This is a genomic window from Gulosibacter massiliensis (assembly GCF_900626105.1).
GTDB lineage: Bacteria > Actinomycetota > Actinomycetes > Actinomycetales > Microbacteriaceae > Gulosibacter > Gulosibacter sediminis.
This window is the reverse complement of sequence record NZ_UYZX01000001.1, coordinates 460,033-484,416: the sequence shown is the minus strand read 5'-3', so window position 1 is coordinate 484,416 and position 24,384 is coordinate 460,033. Positions and strand designations below refer to the sequence as shown.

At 66.3% G+C, this 24,384-nt stretch carries 19 protein-coding genes and 1 other RNA gene; 13 read left to right on the top strand and 7 right to left on the bottom strand.

The features are described 5' to 3' along the window. The first annotated feature begins 25 nt into the window (after positions 1-25). The 3 genes from ftsE to smpB all read left to right on the top strand — a co-directional run bounded on the left by ftsE (position 26) and on the right by smpB (position 2,410). Entirely contained in the window at positions 26-928 is a 903-nt protein-coding gene (gene ftsE / locus EJL01_RS02345) for a cell division ATP-binding protein FtsE (protein WP_125106111.1), read from the top strand. Further along, positions 928-1,842: a permease-like cell division protein FtsX gene (ftsX, locus tag EJL01_RS02340; RefSeq protein WP_125106110.1), complete on the top strand. Its 915-nt coding sequence runs from the start codon at positions 928-930 to the stop codon at positions 1,840-1,842. The genes ftsE and ftsX overlap by 1 nt, the downstream gene beginning before the upstream one ends. Before the next feature lie 82 nt (positions 1,843-1,924). Next, positions 1,925-2,410: an SsrA-binding protein SmpB gene (smpB, locus tag EJL01_RS02335; protein WP_125106109.1), complete on the top strand. Its 486-nt coding sequence runs from the start codon at positions 1,925-1,927 to the stop codon at positions 2,408-2,410. 88 nt (positions 2,411-2,498) lie between these two features. On the opposite strand, the gene EJL01_RS02330 is transcribed toward smpB, so the two are convergent. Next, entirely contained in the window at positions 2,499-4,331 is a 1,833-nt protein-coding gene (locus EJL01_RS02330) for a hypothetical protein (protein ID WP_125106108.1), read from the bottom strand. Positions 4,332-4,478: 147 nt separating this feature from the next. Between EJL01_RS02330 and ssrA the strand changes: the two genes are divergently transcribed. Both ssrA and aroQ read left to right on the top strand, forming a co-directional pair. Continuing rightward, positions 4,479-4,848: a transfer-messenger RNA gene (ssrA, locus tag EJL01_RS02325) on the top strand. Between the two features lie 118 nt (positions 4,849-4,966). Then, positions 4,967-5,494, top strand: a complete 528-nt coding sequence (gene aroQ / locus EJL01_RS02320) for a type II 3-dehydroquinate dehydratase (protein WP_125106107.1) — start codon at positions 4,967-4,969, stop codon at positions 5,492-5,494. Between the two features lie 12 nt (positions 5,495-5,506). Here aroQ and EJL01_RS02315 read toward each other — a convergent pair whose 3' ends face one another. Next, a complete protein-coding gene (locus EJL01_RS02315; protein WP_206427709.1) occupies positions 5,507-6,730 on the bottom strand; it encodes a cobalamin-independent methionine synthase II family protein in 1,224 nt (407 codons plus the stop codon). A gap of 141 nt (positions 6,731-6,871) precedes the next feature. On the opposite strand from EJL01_RS02315, the gene EJL01_RS02310 reads away from it, so the two are divergent. Beyond that, on the top strand, positions 6,872-8,317 hold the full coding sequence (locus EJL01_RS02310) for an MFS transporter (RefSeq protein ID WP_125106105.1): 1,446 nt from the start codon (positions 6,872-6,874) through the stop codon (positions 8,315-8,317). Here the strand turns inward: EJL01_RS02310 and EJL01_RS02305 are convergent. From EJL01_RS02305 to aroA, 3 genes are read right to left on the bottom strand one after another with little or no spacing between them, the layout of a single operon-like run. After that, the gene (locus tag EJL01_RS02305) at positions 8,314-9,126 is read right to left on the bottom strand and encodes an inositol monophosphatase family protein (protein WP_125106104.1); all 813 of its coding nucleotides are present in this window, start codon (positions 9,124-9,126) and stop codon (positions 8,314-8,316) included. The genes EJL01_RS02310 and EJL01_RS02305 overlap by 4 nt on opposite strands. Before the next feature lie 29 nt (positions 9,127-9,155). Then, positions 9,156-10,220 carry a ribosome small subunit-dependent GTPase A gene (gene rsgA, locus EJL01_RS02300; protein WP_125106103.1) on the bottom strand — a complete coding sequence of 355 codons (1,065 nt, stop codon included), beginning with the start codon at positions 10,218-10,220 and terminating at the stop codon, positions 9,156-9,158. A 2-nt stretch (positions 10,221-10,222) separates the two neighbouring features. Beyond that, positions 10,223-11,650, bottom strand: a complete 1,428-nt coding sequence (gene aroA / locus EJL01_RS02295) for a 3-phosphoshikimate 1-carboxyvinyltransferase (RefSeq protein ID WP_125106102.1) — start codon at positions 11,648-11,650, stop codon at positions 10,223-10,225. Between the two features lie 118 nt (positions 11,651-11,768). Between aroA and EJL01_RS02290 the strand changes: the two genes are divergently transcribed. Together EJL01_RS02290 and rsrA are read left to right on the top strand one after the other, a co-directional pair. Beyond that, entirely contained in the window at positions 11,769-12,392 is a 624-nt protein-coding gene (locus EJL01_RS02290) for a sigma-70 family RNA polymerase sigma factor (protein ID WP_206427664.1), read from the top strand. Next, a complete protein-coding gene (rsrA, locus tag EJL01_RS02285) occupies positions 12,389-12,631 on the top strand; it encodes a mycothiol system anti-sigma-R factor (protein WP_125106100.1) in 243 nt (80 codons plus the stop codon). The genes EJL01_RS02290 and rsrA overlap by 4 nt, the downstream gene beginning before the upstream one ends. A 545-nt stretch (positions 12,632-13,176) precedes the next feature. Here rsrA and EJL01_RS02280 read toward each other — a convergent pair. Next, positions 13,177-16,860, bottom strand: coding sequence for a multifunctional oxoglutarate decarboxylase/oxoglutarate dehydrogenase thiamine pyrophosphate-binding subunit/dihydrolipoyllysine-residue succinyltransferase subunit (locus EJL01_RS02280; protein WP_125106099.1), 3,684 nt, complete (start codon positions 16,858-16,860; stop codon positions 13,177-13,179). Between the two features lie 146 nt (positions 16,861-17,006). Here EJL01_RS02280 and EJL01_RS02275 point away from each other — a divergent pair, with 146 nt between their 5' ends. The 5 genes from EJL01_RS02275 to EJL01_RS02255 are packed head-to-tail and all read left to right on the top strand — an operon-like array spanning position 17,007 to position 23,128. Beyond that, a complete protein-coding gene (locus EJL01_RS02275; RefSeq protein ID WP_125106098.1) occupies positions 17,007-18,437 on the top strand; it encodes a GMP reductase in 1,431 nt (476 codons plus the stop codon). Between the two features lie 27 nt (positions 18,438-18,464). Further along, on the top strand, positions 18,465-19,820 hold the full coding sequence (locus EJL01_RS02270) for a hemolysin family protein (RefSeq protein WP_125106097.1): 1,356 nt from the start codon (positions 18,465-18,467) through the stop codon (positions 19,818-19,820). Continuing rightward, positions 19,817-20,851, top strand: coding sequence for a hemolysin family protein (locus EJL01_RS02265; RefSeq protein WP_125106096.1), 1,035 nt, complete (start codon positions 19,817-19,819; stop codon positions 20,849-20,851). The genes EJL01_RS02270 and EJL01_RS02265 overlap by 4 nt, the downstream gene beginning before the upstream one ends. Positions 20,852-20,876: 25 nt before the next feature. After that, the gene (locus EJL01_RS02260; RefSeq protein ID WP_125106095.1) at positions 20,877-21,794 is read left to right on the top strand and encodes an ADP-dependent NAD(P)H-hydrate dehydratase; all 918 of its coding nucleotides are present in this window, start codon (positions 20,877-20,879) and stop codon (positions 21,792-21,794) included. After that, positions 21,791-23,128: a glycosyltransferase 87 family protein gene (locus EJL01_RS02255; RefSeq protein WP_125106094.1), complete on the top strand. Its 1,338-nt coding sequence runs from the start codon at positions 21,791-21,793 to the stop codon at positions 23,126-23,128. The genes EJL01_RS02260 and EJL01_RS02255 overlap by 4 nt, the downstream gene beginning before the upstream one ends. On the opposite strand, the gene metX is transcribed toward EJL01_RS02255, so the two are convergent. Further along, positions 23,125-24,366 carry a homoserine O-acetyltransferase MetX gene (metX, locus tag EJL01_RS02250; protein ID WP_125106093.1) on the bottom strand — a complete coding sequence of 414 codons (1,242 nt, stop codon included), beginning with the start codon at positions 24,364-24,366 and terminating at the stop codon, positions 23,125-23,127. The genes EJL01_RS02255 and metX overlap by 4 nt on opposite strands. Positions 24,367-24,384 lie beyond the last annotated feature (18 nt).

Here is a 24,384-nt window from a genome sequence, read left to right as displayed (position 1 = left end):
GGCGCCCCGTAGCGTATGGGGCGTCATGATTAGATTCGATCACGTCTCCAAGGTCTACCGCGAGCAGCACGGCGCTGCGCTCGACGACGTGACCTTCGAGATTCTCCGAGGCGAATTCGTCTTCCTTGTCGGTCCGTCGGGCTCTGGCAAATCCACCGTGCTGCGGCACGTGCTCCTCGAGGAGCACCCCACAGACGGCCAGGTGCACGTACTCGGCCAGGATCTCAGCAAGATCTCCAACCGCAAGGTGCCCTTCTACCGCCGCAACGTCGGCATGGTTTTTCAGGACTTTCGCCTCCTCGTCAACAAGACGGTCTACGAGAACGTCGCGTACGCGCAGAAGGTGATCGGACGTTCGCGTGCCCACATCCGTCGCTCGGTGGCGGATGTGCTCGACACGGTTGGTCTCGCCGGCAAAGAAGATCGCTTCCCCCACGAGCTCTCCGGCGGTGAGCAGCAGCGCGTCGCGATTGCCCGCGCTGTGGTGAACAAGCCCGCGATCCTGCTCGCCGACGAGCCCACCGGTAACCTCGACCCGGCGACCTCGCGCGAGATCATGCGCGTGCTCCGGCGAATCAATAAGAACGGCACCGCCGTGCTGATGGCCACGCACGACGTGTCAGTCGTCGACGAGGAGCGTCAGCGGGTACTCGAACTCGCCGATGGTGAGCTCGTCCGCGACGAGTCGGGCGGCGTGTACACCCCCGAGATCGTCATTTACGAAGAGCCCGAGGCGCCCGAGGTGGCGACGAAGCGCAAGCCAACCATCGCCGAGTCGATGGCGGCGCGTGTCGCAGAACCAGACCAGCGCGCCCACCAGGCCGACTCCGATATCGACTCGCCCACCTCGCGCCTCACCGAGGACGACGATGGCGAAGAACTCGAGCACAATATCGACGGCACCGCGAGCAATGGGGGTGAGCGCTAATGTTCGGCTTCATCATGGGCGAGATGTGGCAGGGCCTGCGCCGCAACACCTCGATGGTCATCTCGGTGATCCTCGTCACGTTCGTCTCGCTGACCTTTGTCGGCGCCGCGATCCTGCTGCAGTTCCAAATCCAGAGTATGAAAACGTACTGGTACGACCGGGCGCAGGTCGCAGTCGACTTCTGCACCGAGCAGTCACAGTCACCAAACTGCACCGGCGGCGTCGCGACGCAGGATCAGATCGATGCGGTCGAGACGGAAATCCAGGGAGACGCGCTGTCGCCATACGTGAACGAGTACTTCTTTGAGTCGCAGGACGACGCCTACGGGCGATTCGTCGAGCAGTTCAAGGACGACCCGCTCGTCTCGTTCGTGACGCCCGAGCAGCTCAACCAGGCGTTCTGGGTGAACATGGTCAACCCCGAGGACTCCGACATCGTCATCCAATCGATCACCGGCATGCCCGGCGTCGAATCGGTGACCGACCAGCGGCAGTTCCTCGACGGTATCTTCGCCGTGCTCAACGGCGCGAGCATCACCGCGTTCGCGGTCGCGCTCGTCATGCTCGTCGCGGCCGTCTTGCTTGTGGCCACGACCATCCGTCTCTCGGCCTTCTCGCGCCGACGCGAGCTGCGCATCATGCGCCTCGTTGGCGCCTCGAACGGCTTCATTCAAGCGCCGTTCATCCTCGAGGGTGTGTTTGCTGGCCTGGTCGGTTCGCTGCTCGCGGCAGCGGCCGTGCTCGGGGGCACGCACTTCTTCGTGCAGGGGTACCTCCAACCCCGGATGCCGGGGATGCAGCTGGTCTCGATTTGGCCGGAGGCGGCGATCTCCGCCGGCGTTGTCGTCGCCATCGGCGTCCTCTTGGCGGGGCTCGCCTCGAGTATGTCGATTCGCCGCTACCTTCGCGTCTAGCGGACCGGTTGATCGCATCCGTGGCAAGGCCCTAGACTAAGACTTTGCCCGGAACAGCGACGAGCCGGCGGAGGAGGACGCGATGGCGAAGAAGCAAGACGATGGTCGTCAGGTCGTGGCGTCGAACCGCAAGGCGCGGCACGACTACAACATCGAAGACACCTACGAAGCAGGCATGGTGCTGACCGGCACCGAGGTTAAGGCCCTGCGGCAAGGCCGCGCGTCACTTGTCGACGGCTTCGCGCACGTCGAGAACGGCGAGATGTGGCTCGAGGCGGTCTTCATCCCCGAGTACTTCCAGGGCACGTGGAACAACCACGCGCCGCGCCGCAAGCGCAAGCTGCTGCTGCACCGCGACGAGATTCGCAAGATCTCCGGCAAGACCCGCGAGGGCGGCTACACTATCGTGCCGTTGCAGCTGTACTTTGTTGACGGCCGCGCGAAGGTTGAGATCGCGGTCGCCAAAGGGAAGCGCGAGTTCGACAAGCGGCAAGCGCTCCGTGAGCGACAGGACAGCCTTGAGGCGCGTCGCGCCATGCGATCCCGCGGCTACGTGGGCGAGGGCTAGGCCCGCGGCCGGCAGATCGCTCTCGACAATGGAGGAGGGTCCCGCACCGATTGGTGCGGGACCCTCCTCCATTGGGCTGGAGGTTCGATTAGCCGATAATCGCGCTCGCCGTCGAGTCGGCGTCGCTCTTCAGGCCATCGAGGTAGGTCGCGATCGATGAACCGGTGCGGGTGAGTGAGGAACCGACGTTCGGCTCGATCGACTGCCATTCGGTGAGCACGGCGGTAGCCGCCGCGTCCTCGGCCGACTGCGCGTCCTGGATCAGGCCGTCGAGGTCGGGGTAGAGCGTCTGCCCAACCTCAACCGTGGGGGCCGTGTTGCGCAGGTGGTCGACGACCGCCTGGTTCGCGTCGGCGGCGTTCTGGTACTCCGTCGCCGCGACATCGCAGACCGACTGGAATGCGTCGAGGAAGCAGTTCTCGCTGTACTGCTTCGCGAGCCCGGCGTAGTAGTCGACATAGGTCGACTCGTAGGCCGCGGCGAAGGTTTCGCGCGTGTCGTCGTTATAGAGGTCGGGGCAACCCGACGCGTTCGAGCACGGGAAGTAGATCGCGCCGTCGTTCGTCGTGATTTCGCCACCGTTCTCGATGACGTAGGCGTCCGGCATCGTCGTGTTGAGGTCGTCGCGGTAGTTCTGCTGCAGCTCCGCGTAGGCGGGCAGCGAGTCGCAGACTTGCTGCTGCGCCGCGAGGTAGGCGTCTGACTGTGTGAGGAAGGTCTCGGCCGCGTCTCGCGAGGAGGCAAGCGCGTCGGCATCGGCCTGCGCTTGCTGATATGCCTCGGATGCCTCGGCACCCTCATCGGCAGGAAGCTCCGGAACCGTGGTGTCGGCGAGGTGCTGGCGCGTGTCCTGGCCGCCCGCGATGTCGCCGCACGCCGAACTCAGCGAGTCGATGCCGTCGGTGGTGAGGTCAAAGAACGTCTGGCTCGAGGCCGAGAGTACCGAGGAGATCTCGGGCGCGGTCACAGCCGCGAGGTTCTCGGCGTTCCAAGCGGCGTTGTAGTCCTTCAACTCCTGCTGGAACGTGGCGGCGAGGTCGTCGCCGCGCTGCACGTTCTGATTGTGGATGAACCACGGGATGCCGATCGCGGCGGCGGCGATGACGATGACGGCGACGATGGCGGTCACGATGAAGCCGGTGCGGCGGAACCACGGCTTCCTTTTCTTCGGCTCGGAGCGGGGCGGCTCATTGCTGCCTGGGCCGCCCGGGCCACCCGGCCCAGCCGTGGGAGCACCGTAGCCGGCGCTGGGACCGTTGCGCGAGTCACCGGGGAACGCGGCGGGCGGCGCCCCGAACGGCTGGGTTGCGGGTGCCTCGGTCTGGAACGACGGCATGGTGTACGCCTGCGTTGGCTGTGAGTCAGGCGACGAGCTCGCGCCCTCGTTCAGGGCCTCGCGCTCGTACGGAGTTGTGGGGGCATCGTCCGCGACGTCGGCCGGGAATCCCGCGGTCGGGTATGCCTGGGTTGCGCTCTCGTCGTGCGCGGCTTCCTCGCGTGCGGCGTGGGCATCGCCATCCGCGCCGAGCGCCGCGGCGAACGAGCCGTCGCTCGCGTTCTCGTCTGCTTCGCTCGGCGAGGCGACGAACGAGGGCGGCGCGGGTGCGTCGGCGGATGCGGTCGAGTCGCTCGAGCTCGCGCCGAACGCGGGTGGGGCGAAGGCAGACCAGCCGCCCGAAGACTCGGTCTGTGAAGTGTCGTTGCCCGCGGGGGCCTGGGGCTCGGCGCTCGGGCCGCTCGCCGCATCCGACTCGGGGGTGCCGAGCGGCGGCAGCGGGGGAAGGTCGGGCATCGCCGGGGTCGACGACGCGTCGTCGATCGCACCCGCACCCGCCGTGGGGTTGTGCTCAGGCTCGTTTTCGGGCCTGTTGTCGTCATTGTTGCGGCCGAACGGGCCGGCGCTGCCATCGTTCCAACTCATAGAGCTAACAATACGGAGTCGGTGGGCGAAATGACGCGGGGCGCAGCAGAAATCAGGCTTGGGTTACACGCCGAAATGGAATATACTCGAACGTCCCGGTGTTTCATCGGATACAACTCAATAGCGATGCACGAGCTTCGCAGTCTCGGGGGTGATCGGTTTCGACATCGTTGGGGAAACTGCGTGAAGCGGGTCGAGGACGCGGGGTTATCTCGTAAACGCCCCTCGCAAAACATAAGTGCCAATAACAAGCGCACTGACTTCGCCCTCGCTGCCTAAGTAGCGAGCTCGAGTCCGTCAGGCTAGGTTTGCGTTCGACCTAGATCCTGACGTCATTTTGAACGCTTGCTACGAAACTGTGTTGCAGGGTTTCGTGGGACTCTAACTGTGACTGGGTCCGTCGACCAAGGTGTTTGCCCCAATGGTCGGGACCAAGTAAAACGTTTGGCAAACTGCACCCGGAGAAGCCGCAGACTCGTCGCGATGGACGAGGGTTCAATTCCCTCCACCTCCACGATTGTCCCGAGCCGCATCGGTGTCACTGACACCGATGCGGCTCGGGACTTTTTCGATGGGTCGGGCGCCATACCGCTCGCCGAGCCTGGCGCTCGTCGATGCGCGCCTACACTGCGAGCATGCGCATCTTTGTTCTCAACGGCCCCAACCTCAACACGCTGGGCAGCCGCAACCCCGAGGTCTACGGCACCGAAACCCTCGCTGACATCGAGTCGCGGTGCGCGCGCCGGGCAGCGGAGCACGGCGCGACGGTCGAGTGCTACCAGACGAATCACGAGGGCGAGCTCATCGAACTGATCCAGCGCACCCGTACTGACGCCGAGGGCATCGTGCTCAACGCCGGGGCCTACACGCACACGTCGGTGGCGATCCACGACGCGCTGGAGTACGCCGAGACGGCGACCGTCGAGGTGCACATCTCGAATGTGCACCGTCGCGAGCCCTTCCGGCACACCTCATATGTGTCGCCCCAGGCGGATGCGGTGATCGCGGGTGCGGGAACGCTCGGCTACGAGCTCGCCATCGAATACCTAGTTGAGCAGCACCAGAAACGCAGCAAGCCCTCGACCCGATCGAACGGGCTGCCGTTTGATCGAATCAAGGACTTGCGCGATATTACCTTTGAGGACAAGAACCCGTCGGCATAGCGCCTGGCGAGACTAGCCGAACAGTCGTTGCGACGCGAGCTGCGCGCCCGCGGTCAGCGACTCGAGCTTCGCCCACGCGATGTCGGGATGGATGCGGCCGCCGAAGCCACAATCGGTCGACGCGATGATGTTCTCGGCGCCAACGACCGACGCGAAGTTCTCAATGCGGTCGGCCACGAGTTCCGGGTGCTCGACTACGTTCGTCGAATGCGAGACCACGCCGGGCACGATCTGCTTGCCGGCAGGGAGCTTCACGTCGCGCCACAGCTTCCACTCGTGCGCGTGGCGAACGTTGGCCGCCTCGAAGGAGTAGGTGCCCGCGTTGATCGTCAGCATCTGGTCGATGAGGTGGCGGAACTCGATGTCGGTCGTGTGCGGACCGTGCCACGAGCCCCAGCAGAGGTGGAAGCGAACGCGGTCCGCGGGCAGCCCCTCGAGCGCGTGGTTCAGGGCATCAACGCGAACCTGTGTGAAGGCAAGGTAGTCCTCGACCGTCGGCTCGGGCACGACCTGGTCCCAGCTCTCGGCGATCGACGGGTCGTCGATTTGCACGATGAATCCGGCGTCGACGATCGCCTTGTACTCCTCCTTCAGCGCCTCGGCGCTGGCCCACACGACGTCCTCGTCGGTCTCATAGAACGTGTTCTTGAGTCGGGCTGCCGAGCCGGGCGAGAGCGCGGCGACGAAACCGTCATTGGCGGCGCCAAGCTCGTCGAGTGCGGAGCGGAGGCCGGTGACGTCGGCCGCCACCGCGTCCTGGCCGATGTAGCGTAGTTCGGAGGTGATCGCCGGCGGCGTGGCCTTCGATCGCCCCGCGAGCACGCCGTTCTCAGGGTCGAGGTAGGCATCGTGGAACAGCGTGCGGTCACGACGGTGAGCGAAGTCGGCGAGGCGAACCTTGCCGGGCTCCGACGTGATGACCTCGCCGTTCTCGTCCCAGCGGTCGCCGGCCGTGCTCGGGGTGAGACCCGCGAGGCGCGTGAACGAGTAGTTCCACCACCCGCCGTAGTCGACCGACTGGGTCATGAGGTGGCCGTACTCGCCATCGTTGACGATGTCGATCCCAGTGTCGATCTGGCGCTGGACGACGGCAACGACCTCTTCGTGCAGAACACCGGTGAACTCGTCCCAGCTGAGGGCGCCTTCCTGGTGGCGCGCGTTGGTTTCGAGCAGGCGCTTGGTGCGGGGGAGCGAGCCAACGTGGCTCGTGCGGATCCGTTCGGTCGACATAGTTATCCTTCAGTCTTGGTTTGTTCACCGTATCGTCCGCCGCCCGAGCCGCCGGCCACGCTGTCAAACTCGGTCACATTCCACAACGCGCTTCGTTTGCTTCGCCGGATGTCCTAGGGCGTCGCCGCGGCGGCCTAGACTGCGCAGGTGCAAGAAACCCGTACGACGCAGCAGAACCGCTGGCCCGCCTTCATCGTCTGCATCGCCGTCGCGATCGCGACGATCCTCGACCTCGCGAAGGTCAACGTCGCGATCGCGCCGATCGAGACAACGCTCGGCGCCTCGTCGTCCGAGGCGCAGCTGATCGTCGCCGGGTACATCCTTGCGTTCGGCATTTGCCTCGTGCCAGCGGGTCGCCTCGGCGACATCTGGAACCGCAAGGCGATGTTCGTCATCGGGCTGTCGGTCTATGTCACCGCGAGCCTCGCGTGCATGCTCGCGCCGTCGTCCGGCATCCTCGTGCTCTCGCGACTGCTGCAGGGTGTGGCCGCGGGCATCCTCATGCCGCAGGTGATCGGTCTCATCCAGAACCTATTTCAGGGCAAGGAGCGCGGGTCGGCGTTCGGTATTTTCGGCGCAGCGATCGGCCTCGGCACGGCATTCGGCCCGACTATCGGTGGCCTGTTCATCGGTGCGTTCGGCGACGAGTGGGGTTGGCGCTGGATCTTCGGCATGAACGTGCCGATCGGCCTCATCATCTTGCCGTTCGCGATCTGGCTGCTGCCGGGGCGCCAGCGTCACAACGCCAGCAACGACCTCGACCTCCCCGGCGTGTTCCTCATGGCCGGAACGGTATTGCTCATCATGCTGCCGTTCGTGCTGACGACCGGCACCTCGGCCGACAGCCCGGCACGATGGTGGATGCTGCTCGGCGCAGTCGTGTTTGCCGTCGCGTTCTACCTGTGGGAGCGCCGCTACGTGCGGGAGGGCAAGAGCCCGGTCATCGACTTCACCCTGTTCCAGCATCCCTCGTACAGGTACGGGGTCATTTTTACGTCGTTGTTCTTCGCGATCATGCCGCCGATGTTCTTCCTGATGACCCTGTTCAATCAGCAGGGCCTCGGCCATGAAGCGGTCATCGTCGGCATGATCACGATTCCCTACGCGATCATCTCGGCGATCGTCTCGGCCATCGCGGGCCGCTACACCTATCGTCACGCGGCCTCGATGGTGTTGATCGGCGCGTCGCTGTTCACGCTCGCATTGGTCGCGCTCGCGTTGCTCGGTGCCTTCGCCGACGGCGCCGCCATGCCCATCCTGATGGCGATCGTGCTCGCCTTCGCGGGGGTTGCGCCCGGCATAGTAATGCCCGCGAATCAAATGCGTACGGTGAAGGATGTGCCGCTCGAGTCGGCCGGCGTCGCCGGCTCGTTCATGCAGGTGGGCCAGCGACTCGGCAACGCAATGGGCATCGCGATCGGCACCTCGATCTACTTCGCCCTCTCGAACGAGGGCACCGAAACCGCGTTTCGCGCGGCGTTCGCGTGGGCCATGGTCTTCGTGATCGCCGTCGGCGTGGTCGCCGTGATCATCGCCGCCCTCGACTTCGCCGCTCAGCGACGTTCCGCGCGTACGGCGAGAGACCTCGGCTAGCTCCTGAACAGCGCGAGCGCCGCTTCGTGGAGCAGGCCATTCGTTGCAAGGGCCGTGCCGTGCCAGGGGCCCTCGGCGCCGTCGATGGCCGTGAACGTTCCGCCCGCCTCTACGATAATCGGCACCAGCGCGGCCAGGTCGTAGGGCTGCAGGCCGACTTCACACGCGAGATCGAACGCGCCCTCGGCCACGAGCATGTACGGCCAGAAGTCACCGACCGTGCGCGAGCGCCACGCGCGCTTGTTGAGCTCGAGAATCGGCTCGACTGAGGCCTCCTCTTGCCAGTACTTGAGTGATCCGTAGCTAATCTGTGCCTTATCGAACGACTCGACGCCCGAGACCTCGATGCGGCGGTCGGTCGCGGTGTTCGAGTCGGCGAGGTCATCGTCGAGGTAGGCGCCGAGCCCGGTAGCACCCCACCAGCGGCGGTTGAGCGCGGGGGCCGACACGACGCCGACTTCGGGGCGACCATCGATGACGAGTGAGATCAGGGTGGCCCAGATTGGTACGCCGCGCATGAAGTTTGCGGTGCCGTCGATCGGGTCGATGATCCATTGCCGGCGAGAGGTGCCCTGCGTGCCGTATTCCTCGCCGAAGACCGAGTCGCTCGGGCGTTCCTGCTCGAGACGTTGGCGGATGGCCCGCTCGACGGCGCGGTCGCCATCGGTGACGTGGGTGCGGTCCTCCTTCACATACACGCCGAGGTCGCGTGCCGTGAAGTACCGCATCGAGATCTCGTCCGCGAGATCGGCGAGCTGCCGGGCAAGGCGAAGATCGGCGGTGATGGGATGCAGCAGTTCGAGGGCCATAGCTGGATTATCGCAGCACGCCCGCGACCTTAGCCCTCGGACGCGCTCATCGAGACAATGAGTCGGCGCAGCGAGGCCACGCGTGCCCGGCCGAGCGCATCAAGCTCGCCCCGTTCGGCCGCGGCATCGAGCTCGCAGTCGGGGGCATCCTCGAGATGCGTGCATCCGCGGGGGCACTCGGCGACGATCTCCGCGAGCTCTCCGAACGGCGCGAACACCGCGTTGGGGGAGACGTGCCCGAGCCCGAACGAGCGAACGCCGGGGGTATCGATGATCCAGCCGGAGGGGACGACGGGCAGGGCGAGCGACGACGAACTCGTGTGTCGGCCGCGCCCGGTGACTTCGTTAACGTGCCCAGTCGCGCGCTGGGCGTCGGGTGAAATGGCGTTGACGAGGGTCGATTTGCCGACGCCGGAGTGTCCGACCATGACGGTGACGCGGTCGGCGAGCGAAGCGAGGAACTCCTCGTGGGGTGGCTCGCCGAGCGCCGAGGTAAACACCGGCACATCGAGCGGCGCGACGAGTTCGCGCACCGCCTCGGGGTCGGCCAGGTCGGTCTTCGTGATCATGAGGAGCGGTGAGATACCGGCGTCGAAGGCGGCCACGAGGTAGCGGTCGATGAGCCGAGGACGGGGTTCAGGATTCGCGGCCGCGACCACGACGCAGAGTTGCTCGGCGTTCGCGACGATGATGCGTTCGACGGTGTCAGAGTCGTCGGCCGAGCGACGCAGTAGGGTGCGGCGGCCCTCGACCCGGATGATCCTCGCGAGCGAACCGTCGCCGCCGGTGACGTCGCCGACGAGCCAAACCGTATCGCCAACAACGACCGACTTCTTGCCGAGTTCGCGCGCAGTGGTCGCGACCACGCGGTGTGCGGCGCCTTCGGGTATCCCCGCGATCACGGGCGCGCCTTCGCCGACGAGGCAGGTATAGCGCCCCCGGTTCACTGTCGTGACGAAACCGGGCACCGCATCCTCGTGGCTGGGGCGCTGCTTGGTGCGGGGCCGCGAGCCCCGGCGCGGTGCGCGCACACGCACGCGGTCCTCATCGAAATCGCCGTACGCGTCGAATGCGTCGGTGCGGTCCCACCCCACGATTAGAGTTCCAGCAGCGAATCGAGCGAAATCGGAGACTCAGCGTCGTCCTGCTCGCCGAGCAGGGTGCGCCACATGCCCGGAAAGTCGGGCAACGTCTTCGTGGTGCACTCGACGTCGTCGAGCTGCACCTCGTCGACAGCGAGTCCGATCAGCGCACCGGTCGTGGCCATGCGGTGGTCGGCGTAGCACTGCCAGAGCGCACCGTGCAGCGGGGCCGGCCGAATAATGAGGCCGTCCTCGGTCTCCTCGACGTCGGCGCCGACGCGGTTCAGCTCGGTTGCCAGGGCAGCGAGGCGATCGGTCTCGTGCCCGCGGAGGTGACCCACGCCGCGAATATTGCTCTCGCCTTCGCAAAGCGCGAGCAGGCCCGCGATGTTCGGGGCGAGCTCACCGCCGACCGACAGGTCGAGGTCGACGCCGGCGGGGCGGGTGCCGGCGTCGATGCCGCGCTCGACGGTGCATGTGAGCACACCGTGCTCGAGCGTGATCTCGGCGCCGAAGCGCGGCAGCAGCTCGCGCAAGAGGTCGCCGACCTGCGTGGTTGACGCGGGCCAGTTGGGGATGCGCACTGTGCCGCCCGCAATGATGGTCGCGATGAGGAAGGGCGCGGCGTTCGAGAGGTCGGGCTCGACCGTAATCTCGCCGCCGGCGATGTCGCCCGGCTCGACGCGCCACGTACGCGAGTCGATCGCCTCGGCGCTGATCCCGCGACGCGTCAGGACATCGAGCGTCATGTTGATATGGGGCAACGACGGCAGCGATTGACCGGTGTGCGTCAGCGTGAGCCCCTGCTCGAAGCGGGGCGCCACGAGCAGCAGGCCTGAGACGAACTGGCTCGATGCGCTGGCATCGATGTCGAGCACGCCGCCGGGGATGCGTCCGGTGCCCTGCACCGAGAACGGGAGGCGCTCGCCGGTGTCGCCGCTCACCTTGACCCCGAGGCCGCGAAGCGCCGCGAGCGTGGGGGCCATCGGGCGTCGGCGCGCGCCCTCGTCACCGTCGAACGTGACCGGGCCCAGCGCGAGGCCGGCGAGTGGCGGGACGAAGCGCATGACCGTGCCCGCGAGACCGCAGTCGATCGAGACACCGCCGGAGAGCTCTTCCGTCGGCGTGATGACGAGATCGTCGGAAGCGTTGTGTGAGCTGGCTACCCGCTCGATGCCCGTGCCGAGCTCCTCGAGGGCCTGTGCCATGAGGATCGTGTCGCGCGCGTGCAACGGAGCGTGCAGCGTGGTCGGCTCGTGGGCGATCGCCGAGAGCACGAGCTCGCGGTTGGTCAGTGACTTCGAACCGGGTACCTCGATATCGGCATCGAGCGGCACCTCGGCCATCGGGGCCCGCCAATAGCCGGGCTCGCCGGAAGTCGCCTCGTGTACGCCGTCGCCGTACAAATCGAACTCATCGCCGGAATATCTGAAGATCTCCATCGGTTACACACACTATCGCGCAACCGCGCGCGAGGGATGAAGCATTGCATCGGCAGACCGGGAATGGAGGACGATGAGCGCCGTGTTAACCAGCGTTCTCACCGTAGACTCGTCTGCGATGAATTCCAGTGATGATGCACCGCGGCGTGCCAGCGACCACGCCGTCGACTTGACGAGCCTCGCAACGCTCTTTGAGGAACAGGCGATTCCGCTGCTCGATCAGCTTTACGGCCATGCGATGCGCATGACGCGCAACCCAGCCGACGCCCAAGACCTCGTGCAGGAGACCTTCACGAAGGCGTTTCAGTCGTTCAAGTCGTTCAAGCAGGGCACCAACCTCCGGGCCTGGCTGTACCGCATCCAGACGAATCTCTACATCAACAACTATCGCAAGCAGCAGCGCACGCCCTACCAGAATCCACTCGAGGAGCTTGAGGACTGGCAGCTTGGCGGTGCCGAGTCGTACACGTCGACGACCACCTCACGGTCAGCTGAGGCGGAGGCGGTCGACAACCTTCCGTCCGATGCCGTGAAGGATGCGCTGGCTGAGATTCCCGAGGAGTTCCGGGTCGCGGTGCTGCTCGCTGATGTGCAGGGCTTCTCCTATAAGGAAATCGCCGAAATCATGGACACCCCCACGGGCACGGTCATGAGTCGATTGCACCGAGGGCGCAAGCTGCTCCGGGATCGACTCCGCGACTACGCCGGGGAATACGGAATTGGAAGGGAGCAGGAATCATGACCGACTGTGGCTGCGATAAAGCACGTCTGGAACTCGAGGAGTACCTGCGTCAGGAAATATGCACCACGGATCGTGAGGCCATCAAGGAGCACCTCGCGACATGCGAAGACTGCTCGGGCGAGGCCCACGTCAACCAGGTGATCACGCAGGTTGTTCGTCGCTCGTGCAATGAAGAAGTCGCGCCCGAGGAACTGCGCGCCCGGGTCCTCAGCTCGCTGCGCGGTGGCGCACCTGCATAGACCCCGTCTTCGGCACCCGAGGCCGAGACGCAGCCGACCCCGCAGCACGCTACGGGGTCGGCTTTCGTTTCCGCCGCGACCCGGTTCAACATCCCCGGCATGCTGTTCTGCGGCGCGGTCGGCACCGCGATGTTCGGCGCGCTTCGACATCGAGGCGCGGCTCATCGTTGTAGCGATCACGCAGCGCGCCAGGGGACGAAACGAGCGAAGCAGCCGCGTCAGGACTGTCGGCAATCTGATGACCGCAAAGGTGACGGATGCCTGCGAGCGGGCACGCCAGTTCAATATCGGTACGTTCGTTCAGGCGACGGGGCAGTTCGTAGCTAACGAAGGTATGCCGTGTTGGGCGAATGGGGGGTCATAGGCGCCACGTGCCGGCGGGCACCCACGTCGAGATTCGCTATTTCTCGGGGCGAGGCCGATCGCCCGCGTGGCTGCGAACCAGCACGAACAAGAAGTTCGTCAAGGGCTACTGACAGCGCCCCTCGTCAACAACACGGCCGGCCCGCAGCTGTTGCTCCGGGCCGGCCGTTTGCGTGTTGGCGTTAGTGGCCGAGGGCTCTGTTGATGAGCGCCTGCTGCTGTTCCTGGTGCGCCTTCATGGTGCCGACCGATGGGGCGGATGCCTCGGGTCGCGTCACGGAGGCGAGCGGACGGTCGAGCTTCGGCGCGAGGCCCGACAGCAGGAAGCTCCAGGCACCCTGGTTCTCGGGCTCTTCCTGTGCCCAGACGAGCTCGGCGTTCGGGTACTGCGCGAGGGTTTGCTTGAGCTCGTCGAGGGGCAGCGGGAAGTACTGCTCGAGGCGCACGAGGGCGACCGACTGGTCGCCCGACTTCTCGAGCTGCTGCTGGAGGTCGTAGTGGAGCTTGCCGGAGTGGATCACGACGCGCTTCACCGCGGCCTTGTCAGCCACGCGGGTGTCGTCGAGGACCGTCTGGAACTTGCCCGACGTGAAGCCCTCGACCGGCGAGGTCGCGCCGCGAAGACGCAGCATCGACTTCGGTGTGAAGACCACCAGCGGTTTGCGCGGTCGGGCGTAGGCCTGGCGGCGCAGCAGGTGGAAGTAGTTCGCCGGCGTCGACGGCTGCGAGACCGTCATGTTGTCCTGCGCCGCGAGCTGCAGGAAGCGCTCGATGCGCGCCGACGAGTGGTCGGGGCCCTGGCCCTCGTAGCCGTGGGGGAGCAGCAGCACGACGCTCGAGCGTTGGGCCCACTTCTGCTCACTCGACGAAATGAACTCGTCGATCACGACCTGCGCACCGTTGACGAAGTCACCGAACTGGGCTTCCCACAGCACGAGCGCGTCGGGGCGCTCCACCGAATAGCCGTACTCGAAGCCGAGCGCGGCGTACTCCGACAGCAGCGAGTCGTAGACCGTGAACTTCGCCTGCGACTCCGACAGGTTTTGGAGGGGAATCCAGTTCTGGTCGGTCTTGCGGTCGTGCAGCAGCGCGTGGCGCTGCGTGAACGTGCCGCGACGCGAGTCCTGGCCGGCCAGGCGTACTGAGGTGCCCTCCATGACGAGTGAGCCGAGGGCGAGCAGCTCGCCGTAGGCCCAGTCGATGTCGCCCTCCTGTGACATCTTCGCGCGCTTATCGAGCACGCGCTGGAGCTTCGGGTGCACAGTGAAGCCCTCCGGCGGGTTGCTGTGCGCCTCGCCGATCGTGGTCACGACGTCCTGGTCGACGGCCGTCGACTCGGGCTCCGACGGGCGCTGCTCTTCGTTCGAGCCGACGGTCGAGAGCTCCTGCGCCGAGATCGATGCGGTGTGCGCCTCGTGGGTCTCGGCAAACGCACGCTCGAGCTCCGAGTGGAAGTCCGACTGCGCCTTCTCGTACTCCTCCATGGTGAGGTCACCACGGCCGACGAGGTTAGCGGCGTAGAGCTTACGCACCGAGCGCTTGTTCTCGATGAGGTCGTACATAAGCGGCTGCGTCATCGACGGGTCGTCGCCCTCGTTGTGGCCGCGGCGGCGGTAGGACACGAGGTCGATCACGACATCGCGGTTGAAGCGCTGGCGGTAGCGGAACGCGAGCGACGCGACGTGTGCGACGGCCTCGGGGTCGTCACCGTTCACGTGGAAGACCGGCGCCTGAATCGACTTCGCGACGTCCGACGAGTACATCGACGAGCGGCCGTCCTGCGGCGAGGTCGTGAAGCCGACCTGGTTGTTGATGACGACGTGGATCGTGCCACCGGTGCGGTAGCCGCGCAACTGCGACATCTGCAGGGTCTCGTAGACGATGCCCTGACCCGCCATGGCCGCGTCACCGTGCACGAGCACGGGGAGCACGTCGTAGGTCTGCGCGTCGGTGCGGTCCTGCTTCGCACGCACGATGCCCTCGAGTACGCCGTCGACGGCCTCGAGGTGCGACGGGTTCGCGGCGAGATAGATCGGGATCTCGCCGCCCTTGGGCGAGGTGTACGTGCCCTCGATGCCGAGATGATACTTCACGTCGCCCGAACCGGTGACCCGCCCCGCCTTCGCGCCCTCGAACTCGCGGAACATCTGGTTGTAGGTCTTGCCCGCGATGTTTGTCAGCATGTTGAGGCGGCCGCGGTGCGCCATGCCCATGGCGATTTCTTGGATGCCGTCGTCGACCGCATCCTGGCCAATCTGGTCGATGAGTGCGATGACCGACTCCGAGCCCTCGAGCGAGAAGCGCTTCTGGCCGACGTACTTGGTCTGCAAGAAGGTCTCGAAGGCCTCGGCCTGGTTGAGCTTCGTCAGGATTCGCAGCTGCTCGTCGTGCGTCGGGGCGACGTACGGGTGCTCGAGCTCCTCCTGGAACCAGGTGCGCTGCTCCGGGTCCTGGATGTGCATGTACTCGATGCCGATCGTGCGGCAATAGGTGTCGCGCAGGATGCCGAGGATGTCGCGCAGCTTCATGGTGCGCTTGGTGCCGAAGCCCGCGGTCACGAAGTGGCGCTCGAGATCCCAGAAAGTGAGGCCGTGCGACTCGATCTCGAGGTCGGGGTGGGTGCGCTGCACGTAGGTCAGCGGGTCAATGTCGGCCATCATGTGCCCGCGGACGCGGAACATGTTGATGACCTGCTGCACGCGGGCGGTCTTGTTCACCGCGGCCGCGACGTCGACGTGGACGTCCTTCGACCAGGTGATCGGCTTGTACGGGATGCGCAGCGACGCGAAGATCTCCTCGTAGAAGCCCTCGCCGCCGGTAAGCAGCTCCGACACGATCTTCAGGAACTCGCCCGAGCCGGCACCCTGGATGACGCGGTGGTCGTAGGTCGACGAGACAGTCAGGCGCTTCGAGATCGCGAGGTTGTCGATCGTCTCCTGCGCCATGCCATGGAAGGCGGCTGGGTAGTCGAGCGCGCCGGCACCGAAGATGGCGCCCTGGCCGCGCGTGAGGCGCGGGGCCGACTGCACGGTGCCGATGCCGCCCGGGTTGGTGAGCGAGATGGTCGCGCCGGCGTGGTCGGCCGCGGTGAGCTTGCCTGTGCGGCCCTTCTTGATGAGCTCTTCATAGGCCTCGAGGAACTCGCGGAAGTTCATCTCCTCGGCGGCCTTGATGCTCGGCACGACGAGGCCGCGCGAGCCGTCCTTGTTCTGCACGTCGATGGCGATACCGAGGTTCACGTGCGCGGGCTGGATGACCGAGGGCTTGCCGTCGACGATGTCGTAGTAGACGTTCTGGCTCGGGAACTTCTTCAGCGCCTGCACGAGCGCGTAGCCGAGCAAGTGTGTGAACGAGATCTTGCCACCGCGCGTGCGGCGCAGGTGGTTGTTGATGACGATACGGTTGTCGATCATCAGCTTCGCGGGGATCTCGCGGTAGCTCGTCGCGGTCGGGATCGACAGCGAGTCGTCCATGTTCTTCGCGATGGCCTTTGCCATGCCCTTGAGCGCGGTGGTCTCGGCCTGGCGCTCGGCGGCGGGCGCGGCATCCTTCTTCTCGGTCTTGGCGGGAGCCTCGGCGGGAATCGGTGCGGCGGTCGCCGGGCGGGCCGTCGTGCGGCTCTGCTTGCTGGCGGCGGGCTGCGCGGTCGCCGAGGCAGCAGGCTGGGCGGGCGCGGTCGGCTTTGACGTGCTCACGGGTGCTGAGGCTGACTGCGAAGCGGCGTAGCGCTCGAGGGTCGGCCACCAGGCCTCATCGACGCTGCTCCGATCCTCTTTGAATTTCGCGTACATCTCTTCTACGAGCCAGTCATTGGCTCCGAAGTCAGGCACTGAGCTGGTGGATTCCGGACCGGTGGTCGTCGACACGCGAAAATCGCCGCCTTCTACTCAAATTGACGTTCTTGACGCCACCAAGAAGAGGCAGCGTCCGGTCGTCAAGCCTAACGACTTTTCCTTGCAGACACCTACATCAGTCCCCAGGCACAGTTGTGGGAAAGATTAGGCTTGGTGATATGCAGTTCTACGGCCAAGTGCCTCAGCATGACCTCACCTATTCCGACGTCTTCCTCGTGCCGTCGCGTTCCGACGTTGGCTCGCGCCTCAACGTCGATCTCTCGACGCCGGACGAGACCGGCATGCGCATCCCCCTGGTTGCCAGCAACATGAACGCGGTGTCGGGTGAGCGTATGGCCGCGGCCCTCGCGCGTCGCGGCGGCCTCGCAGTGCTGCCGCAGGACCTCGACGACGAGGCAGCGCTTGAGCAGCTCGCCTGGGTGAAGGGGCAGGACCCCTTGGTTACCAGCCCGTTCCGCTTCTCTGGTGAGACCACCGTTGCGGAGGTGCTCACGCACGTGCCGGCCGTCGCGGGCCAGGCGATCGCCGTCGAACGCGACGCCGGGATCAGCATGCTGCTGCAGGCGAGCGACCTCGAGCACATCCCCGCCGATGCCACCCTCGACAACCTCACGCACCTCGCCGCTCCCGAACTTTCGGTATCGCAGGATGCCCGATCTGCATTCAATGAACTCGAAGCGCTGCCGGGCAAGTTCGCGGCCGTGCGTCGTGACGGCGAACTGATCGGTTCGCTCTCGCAAGCCGACGCGCTGCGCTCGAGCATCTATCCGGCCGCGGTGGATGCGCTGGGTCGCCTCCGCGTCGCCGCCGCCGTCGGCATCAATGGCGACGTCGTCGCTCGCGCGCGCCGTCTCGTCGAGGCTGGCGCCGATGTGCTCGTGCTCGACACGGCGCATGGACACCAGGAATCGATGCTGCGCGCGATCGAGGGAGTGCGCGGCGCCGAACTCGGCGTGCCGATCGTCGCGGGCAACGTCGTCTCGGCCGCAGGCACGCGTGACCTGGTCAACGCCGGCGCCAACATCATCAAGGTCGGCGTCGGCCCCGGCGCGATGTGCACGACGCGCATGATGACGGCCGTGGGGCGACCCCAGTTCTCGGCGGTGCTCGAGAGCGCGGAGGAAGCGGCGAAGTATGGCGCGACGGTGTGGGCCGACGGCGGCGTGCGCTACCCGCGCGATGTCGCGCTGGCCCTCGCGGCCGGCGCGGGCGCGGTCATGATCGGTTCGTGGTTTGCAGGCACCGTCGAGGCGCCCGGCACGGTGCTCACGGATGCCCAGGGACGCCGCTACAAGGAGTCGTTTGGCATGGCGTCGTCACGCGCCGTCGCGGGCCGGTTTAGCAAGCTCGACCCGTACGAGCGCGCGCGCAAGTTGCTCTTCGCGGAGGGCATCTCGAACTCGACCATTCTCATCGACCCGGAGCGACCGAGCGTCGACGACCTTGTCGACATGATCACGACCGGCCTGCGCTCAAGCTTCACCTACGCGGGCGCGCGCTCGATTCGAGAGTTCCACGAGCGCGCCAAGGTCGGTCTGCAGTCGGCCGCCGGCTACGAGGAGGGCAAGCCGCTGCCGGTCTCGTGGTAGGCGTCGCTGGTAGAGTTCCGCGCAACTATGGACTGGTTACTCCTCGCCGTCGGCATCCTTCTCTGCTTCGGCACCGGGGTGTTTGTCGCGACCGAGTTCACTCTCGTGAATCTCGACCGCAACGACCTCGAGCTGCGCCAGCAGCGCGGTGAAAAGCGGCTCGGTCCGATCATCTCGGCGCTGAAGCACACCTCGACGCACCTCTCGAGCGCGCAGTTGGGCATCACGCTGACGACGCTGCTCACCGGCTACACGATGGAGCCGGCCATCACGAACCTGCTCGGAGACTTCTTTGTTGCCCTCGGGCTGCCCGTGGATTGGGTGTCGGCCGTCGGCACGATCGTGGCGATGATCATCGCGACGGTGCTCTCCATGGTCATCGGTGAGCTCATCCCCAAGAACTTTGCGCTCTCGTTGCCGCTGCAGCTGGCGAAGATCGTGGTGCCCATTCAGAACGTTTTCACGGCGGTGTTTCGCCCGGCCGTCCGCGTGCTCAACGGCTCCGCAAACGGCGTAATCCGCTCGATGGGCGTCGAACCCCAAGAGGAGCTCTCGGGCGCGCGGTCGGCCGAGGAACTCTCGAGTCTCGTGCGCCGCAGCGCGCTCGTCGGGGTACTCGAGGCCGACAAGGCGGTGCTCCTCAACCGCACGTTGCGCTTCAGCGAGCTTTCGGCCGAGGACGTCATGACGCCCCGCTCGCGCGTACAGTCGATTCAGGCCGACGCCTCCGTCGCTCAGCTCATCCAGCTCGCGCACACCACTGGTTTTTCGAGGTTCCCGGTGGTCGAAGACGATGTCGATGACATCACCGGCATTGCGCACCTCAAGCACGCGGTCGCCGTGCCGCGCGAGCGACGTCCCAGCGTGCCGGTCGGCGCGATTAAGAACGATGCCGTGTTCGTGCCCGAGACGCTGTCGGTGGATGCGGTGCTTGGCCAGGTGCGCCGCGAGGGCTTCCAGATGGTCATTGTCCTCGACGAGTACGGCGGTACGGCCGGCATCGTGACCCTCGAAGACCTCGTCGAGGAGATCGTGGGCGACCTCGTCGACGAGCACGACCACGCGGCGGTCGAGATCATCCGGCGCCGCGACCGCATCAGTATCGACGGCCTCTTGCGCCCCGACGAGCTGCGAGAGCGACTCAACGTGCACCTCGACGAGGACGGGCCCTTTGAAACCCTGGGCGGCTATGTCATGCGCGAACTTGGTCGCGTGCCGGTGGTCGGTGATGTTGTGGAGCATCCAGAGGGACGATTCGAGGTCGAGGCGATGGACGGTCGTCGCGCCGCCCGCCTCGCGTTTGTTCCCGGCGAGCGTTACGTGAGCCGCGAGGAGCACCTTCGACGCGAACGCGGTGACGAGGGGCAGAGGAGCCACCGATGAGCGATCTTATGGGCATCGTCTGGCTTGTCGTGCTGCTGCTGTTCAACGCATTTTTCGTGGCGGCGGAGTTCGCCGTCATCTCGGCGCGACGCTCGCAGATCGAACCTCGGGCCGATCGCGGCTCAAAGTCGGCGCGCACCGCGCTGTTCGCGATGGAGCACGCGACGCTCATGCTCGCGACCACGCAGCTCGGCATCACGATCTGCTCGCTGCTGATTCTCAACGTCTCCGAGCCCGCGCTGCACCACCTGCTTGAGGGGCCGCTCGCGTGGCTGGGGCTCAGCACCGAGTGGGTCACCATCGTCGCGTTCGTTATCGTGCTCCTGCTCGTGACCTACCTGCACGTCGTGTTTGGCGAGATGGTGCCGAAGAACCTCGCATTCTCGGTGCCGGATCGCGCGGTGCTGTTGCTGGCGCCTCCGCTCGTGTTTCTTTCGAAGGTGTTCCGGCCGGTCATCTGGCTGCTCAACGAGCTCGCGAATCTCTCGCTACGTGCGGTGGGCGTGAAACCGAAGAACGAGGCGACCAGCGCATTCACGTTCGACGAGGTCGCTGGCATCGTCGAGCAGTCCACCCGCGAGGGCATTCTCGCGGACGACGCCGGCACCCTCGCGAACACTTTCGAGTTCACCTCGAAGCGCGTCGGCGAGGTAGCCGTGCCCGTCGGGGCCATTCGAGCGCTCGCCACCGACTGCACCCCGCACGACCTCCAGCGGGCTGTCGCCGAGTACGGCTTCTCGCGATACGTCATCGCTGACGCGAGCGGTCCGGTCGGCTACGTCCACATCAAGGACGTGCTCGATGTGCCCGATGACGCGTTCGACTCGCCGCTGCCGTCCACGAGCATTCGTTCACTGACTTCGCTCTACGAGGGCACCGAGCTCGAGGATGCGCTGGCCTCGCTGCGCCGCACCAGCCGCCACCTCGCGCGGGTCGTGAGCAAGACCGGCGACACCATCGGCGTGCTCTTCCTCGAGGACGTGATCGAGGTGCTCGTCGGCGAGGTCCACGACGCGACGGCACGGCGCTAGCGTCTTTGCCGGTAGATTGGCTGGGATGATTGCGTCAGATGATGAGCAGCGGTTTCAGGCGGTGCTGGCCGCCGATGTGCGATCGACCCTCGAACTGCCCGGCGAAGAGGACGATAAGTATCGTCGCGGCGTTGTGCAGTTGGCGACGGGCTCGCTGACGTATCCGGGCGCGGCCGTGCTGAGCGCGCAGGCGTCTTGCCGGGCCGGCGCGGGCATGGTTCGTTACGCCGGCCCCGAGCGCGTCGCCGCGGCGGTGCTCGCCGTGCGGCCCGAGGTGGTGCACGGTCACGGCCAGTACCAGTGTCTCGTGATCGGCTCCGGGATTCCGGATGCCCGCGAGGACGACCGCGGCGGGCTGCTCGCCGAGGCGCTCGAGCGCGGTGTCCCGGCGATCGTTGACGCTGGGGCCCTCTCGCTCGTCGAACCCGGCATGAAGGGCGTCGTCGTGACCCCGCACGCTCGCGAGCTCGCCGGACTGATGCGCCGGCTCGGTCTGGCCGACTGGTCGGCCGAGGACGTGGCGCGCTCCGAGGGAGAAGCCGCCATCGAGGCATCGGAACTGCTCGGCTGCACCGTGCTGCTCAAGGGCCGCGTCACCTATGTCGTCGAGGGGGCGGACCGCCGCAAGCTGCGCGCACCGAACTCATGGCTCGCGACAGCGGGCACCGGCGACGTGCTCGCCGGCATCATCGGCACGATTGTTGCCGGGCAGGCCGGCCGCGGCGCCCCGCTTTGCCTCGCGACCACCGTCGCAGCGGGAGCCTGGTTGCACGCCCGCGCTGGCTGGCTTGCGTCGCAGCGCAACGCGGGCATCGAGGTGGCGCCGACGACGGTGCACGCGCCCCTGAGCATGCTCGACCACGGACCGCACGGGGGGCCGATCCTCGCGTCCGATGTCGCAACGGCGTTGCCCGGCGTGATCGCGGCGGTGCTCGCGAAATGACGACGAGAATCTTTGCCCCGGGCCGACCCCGCCGGTGGACGCTCGAGAACGAACTTTGGACCCTCTGGCTCCTCTTCATCGGCGTGCACGCCTTCTACGGCTGGGTCGCGTCTTGGCACCCTTCGGTGCCGTTTAACGATGTCACTGGCGTGTACCGCGGCTGGGTTGAGTCGGGTTTTGCCACCGGTTCATTCCCCGGTGTCCAGGAGGCGTTCGTTTACCCGGTCGGCGCGCTCGGTCCGATGCTCCTGACGAACCTGATCGGTCCAGGCGAGGCGTATGGCCTCGCGTGGATGATCATCGTCATCGTGCTCGACTGCATCGCGTTGTGGTGGCTCACGATGCGTCAGAACAGCAACGCCTCGGCCGGACTCCGGCGCGCGGCGGCGTGGTGGTGGCTCGCCTTCCTTGTGCTGCTCGGGCCCATCGCGCTCGGGCGCATCGACACCCTGACGGTGCCGATCGTGCTCATCGCGCTGCTTGAGATCCGCTCGCGCGTGCGCACCTCGGGCTTCTGGCTCACTATCGGGGCCTGGTTCAAGGTCTGGCCGGCCGCCGCGTTCGCCGGCGCATTCGCCATCATCGAGCGCCGCTGGAAGCTCGTGCAGGGCGCGCTCATCGCGTGCGCAGTGGTGCTGCTGCCGGTCATGGTGTTCAACGGTACCGACGGGCTGCGCAACGCCTTCAGTTTCGTCACCGGGCAGACCGGCCGTGGCCTGCAGCTCGAGTCCGCGGCCGCGAGCGTCTTCCTCGTGCTCAAGTCGCTTGGCAACAGCGACTACGAGGTGCGATTCGACTACGACATTCTGACGCAGCAGATTTCGGGCCCGGGCGTCGATCTCGTCGGTGACGTGCTCACGCCCCTCATGTTCGTGATGGTGCTGCTCCTGCTCGCCCTTGGGTTCTGGTGGCACCGCAAGGGCGCCGGCATTGCCCGCGTGTTCCCAGCGCTGCTGCTCGCGCTGGTCACCTCGTTCATCGTGTTCAACAAGGTCGGATCGCCGCAGTTCATGACCTGGCTCGCGCCGATCATCGTGCTCGGGCTGGTCTGGGATGGCCGCAGATTCGCGCCGCTCGCGTGGATCTCGCTCGTCATCGCGGGGCTCACCCAGTACATCTACCCGTGGTTCTACTGGACCGTCGTTGGTGCTGCACCGATCGGTGCGTTCGCGCTGTTCGTGCGCAACGCCCTGCTCGTCGTGCTACTCGTGTCCGCGGTCTTGTACATGCGACCGCTCAAGGCGGCGAGGGCCGTGGTTGCCGCGGACGCCGAACCGGCCGCGACCACGGACGACGAGGACGCGAGCTCCGAAGAGGGCACCCTCGCTAACTAGGCCGTTGCCGCCGCGTGCGGCGGCAACGGCTCGTCCGCGAGGAACGCGCGCACGGCGCCGCCGACCTCGCGAATCTCGAGGAGAAAGCCGTCGTGGCCGAACGGTGAGTGCACCGTGAACGCGACATCGCCGGTAACCGAGGTCGGGATTCCGGCGGCGATGCGGTGCTGGGTATCGATGCGAAAGAGCGTGTCCGAGTCGACGCCGATGACGAGGGTGCGGGCGCGCACCTGCTCGAGCGCCGCATCCACCCCGCCTCGGCCGCGACCGACGTCGTGCGTACTCATCGCGTTGGCGAGCACGATGTACGTGTTCGCGTCGAAGCGACGCGTGAATCGGTTGCCGTGGAAGTCGAGGTACGACTCAACCGAGTAGCGACCGTGGCCGCCCGCGGGTGAGACCGAGGACTGCCAGGCACGACCGAAGCGGTCCTCGAGTTCACTGTCGCTGCGGTAATTGAGCATGGCCATGCGTCGAGCCAGGGCGAGGCCGCGATATGGGCCCTCACCCGCGCCGGCGTCGTAGTAGTTGCCGTCGCGCCAGGCCGGGTCGAGCCGGATCGCGTCGCCCTGCAGGGTATTCTGCGCGATGTTCATCGCGTCGATCGCCGCGGGCGCGCAGAGCACGACGAGGTTCTCGAGGCGATCCGGGTACATGATCGCCCACTCGAGGGCCTGCATGCCGCCCATGGAACCACCGACGACGCTGTGGAACTTGCGGATGCCGAGGGCGTTTGCCAGGGCCGCTTGCGCCCGCACCTGGTCGCGGATGCTCGTGCGCGGGAACCGCGCACCCCACTCGCTGCCGTCGGGCGAGATGGAAGCGGGGCCGGTCGTGCCCTGACAACCGCCGAGCATGTTCGGCGCGACGACGAAGAGTTCGTCGGTATCGAACGGCATGCCGGGGCCGACCATGCCGGGCCACCAACCCGCGCTCGCGTGGCCGGGGCCCGCGGTGCCAGCGACGTGCGTGTCGCCGGTGAGCGCATGGAAGATGAGTACCGCGTTCGAACGATCCTCGTTCAGCGTGCCCCAGGACTCGTAGGCAATGCGCAACGGCACGGTGCCACCCTGTTCGACGGTGAAGTCGTCGAGCGCGGCAAACTGCCGGTTGCCCGGGTGATCGCCCTCCAGCCACGCGCCGGTGGCAGGAGGACGGATCCGCGCCGGCTGACGGGTCTCGAGGTCGACGCGTTGCGAACGAACGCCGACCCGGAAATCATCGTCAGACCACTGCATCCCTGGAGTCTATTGCCT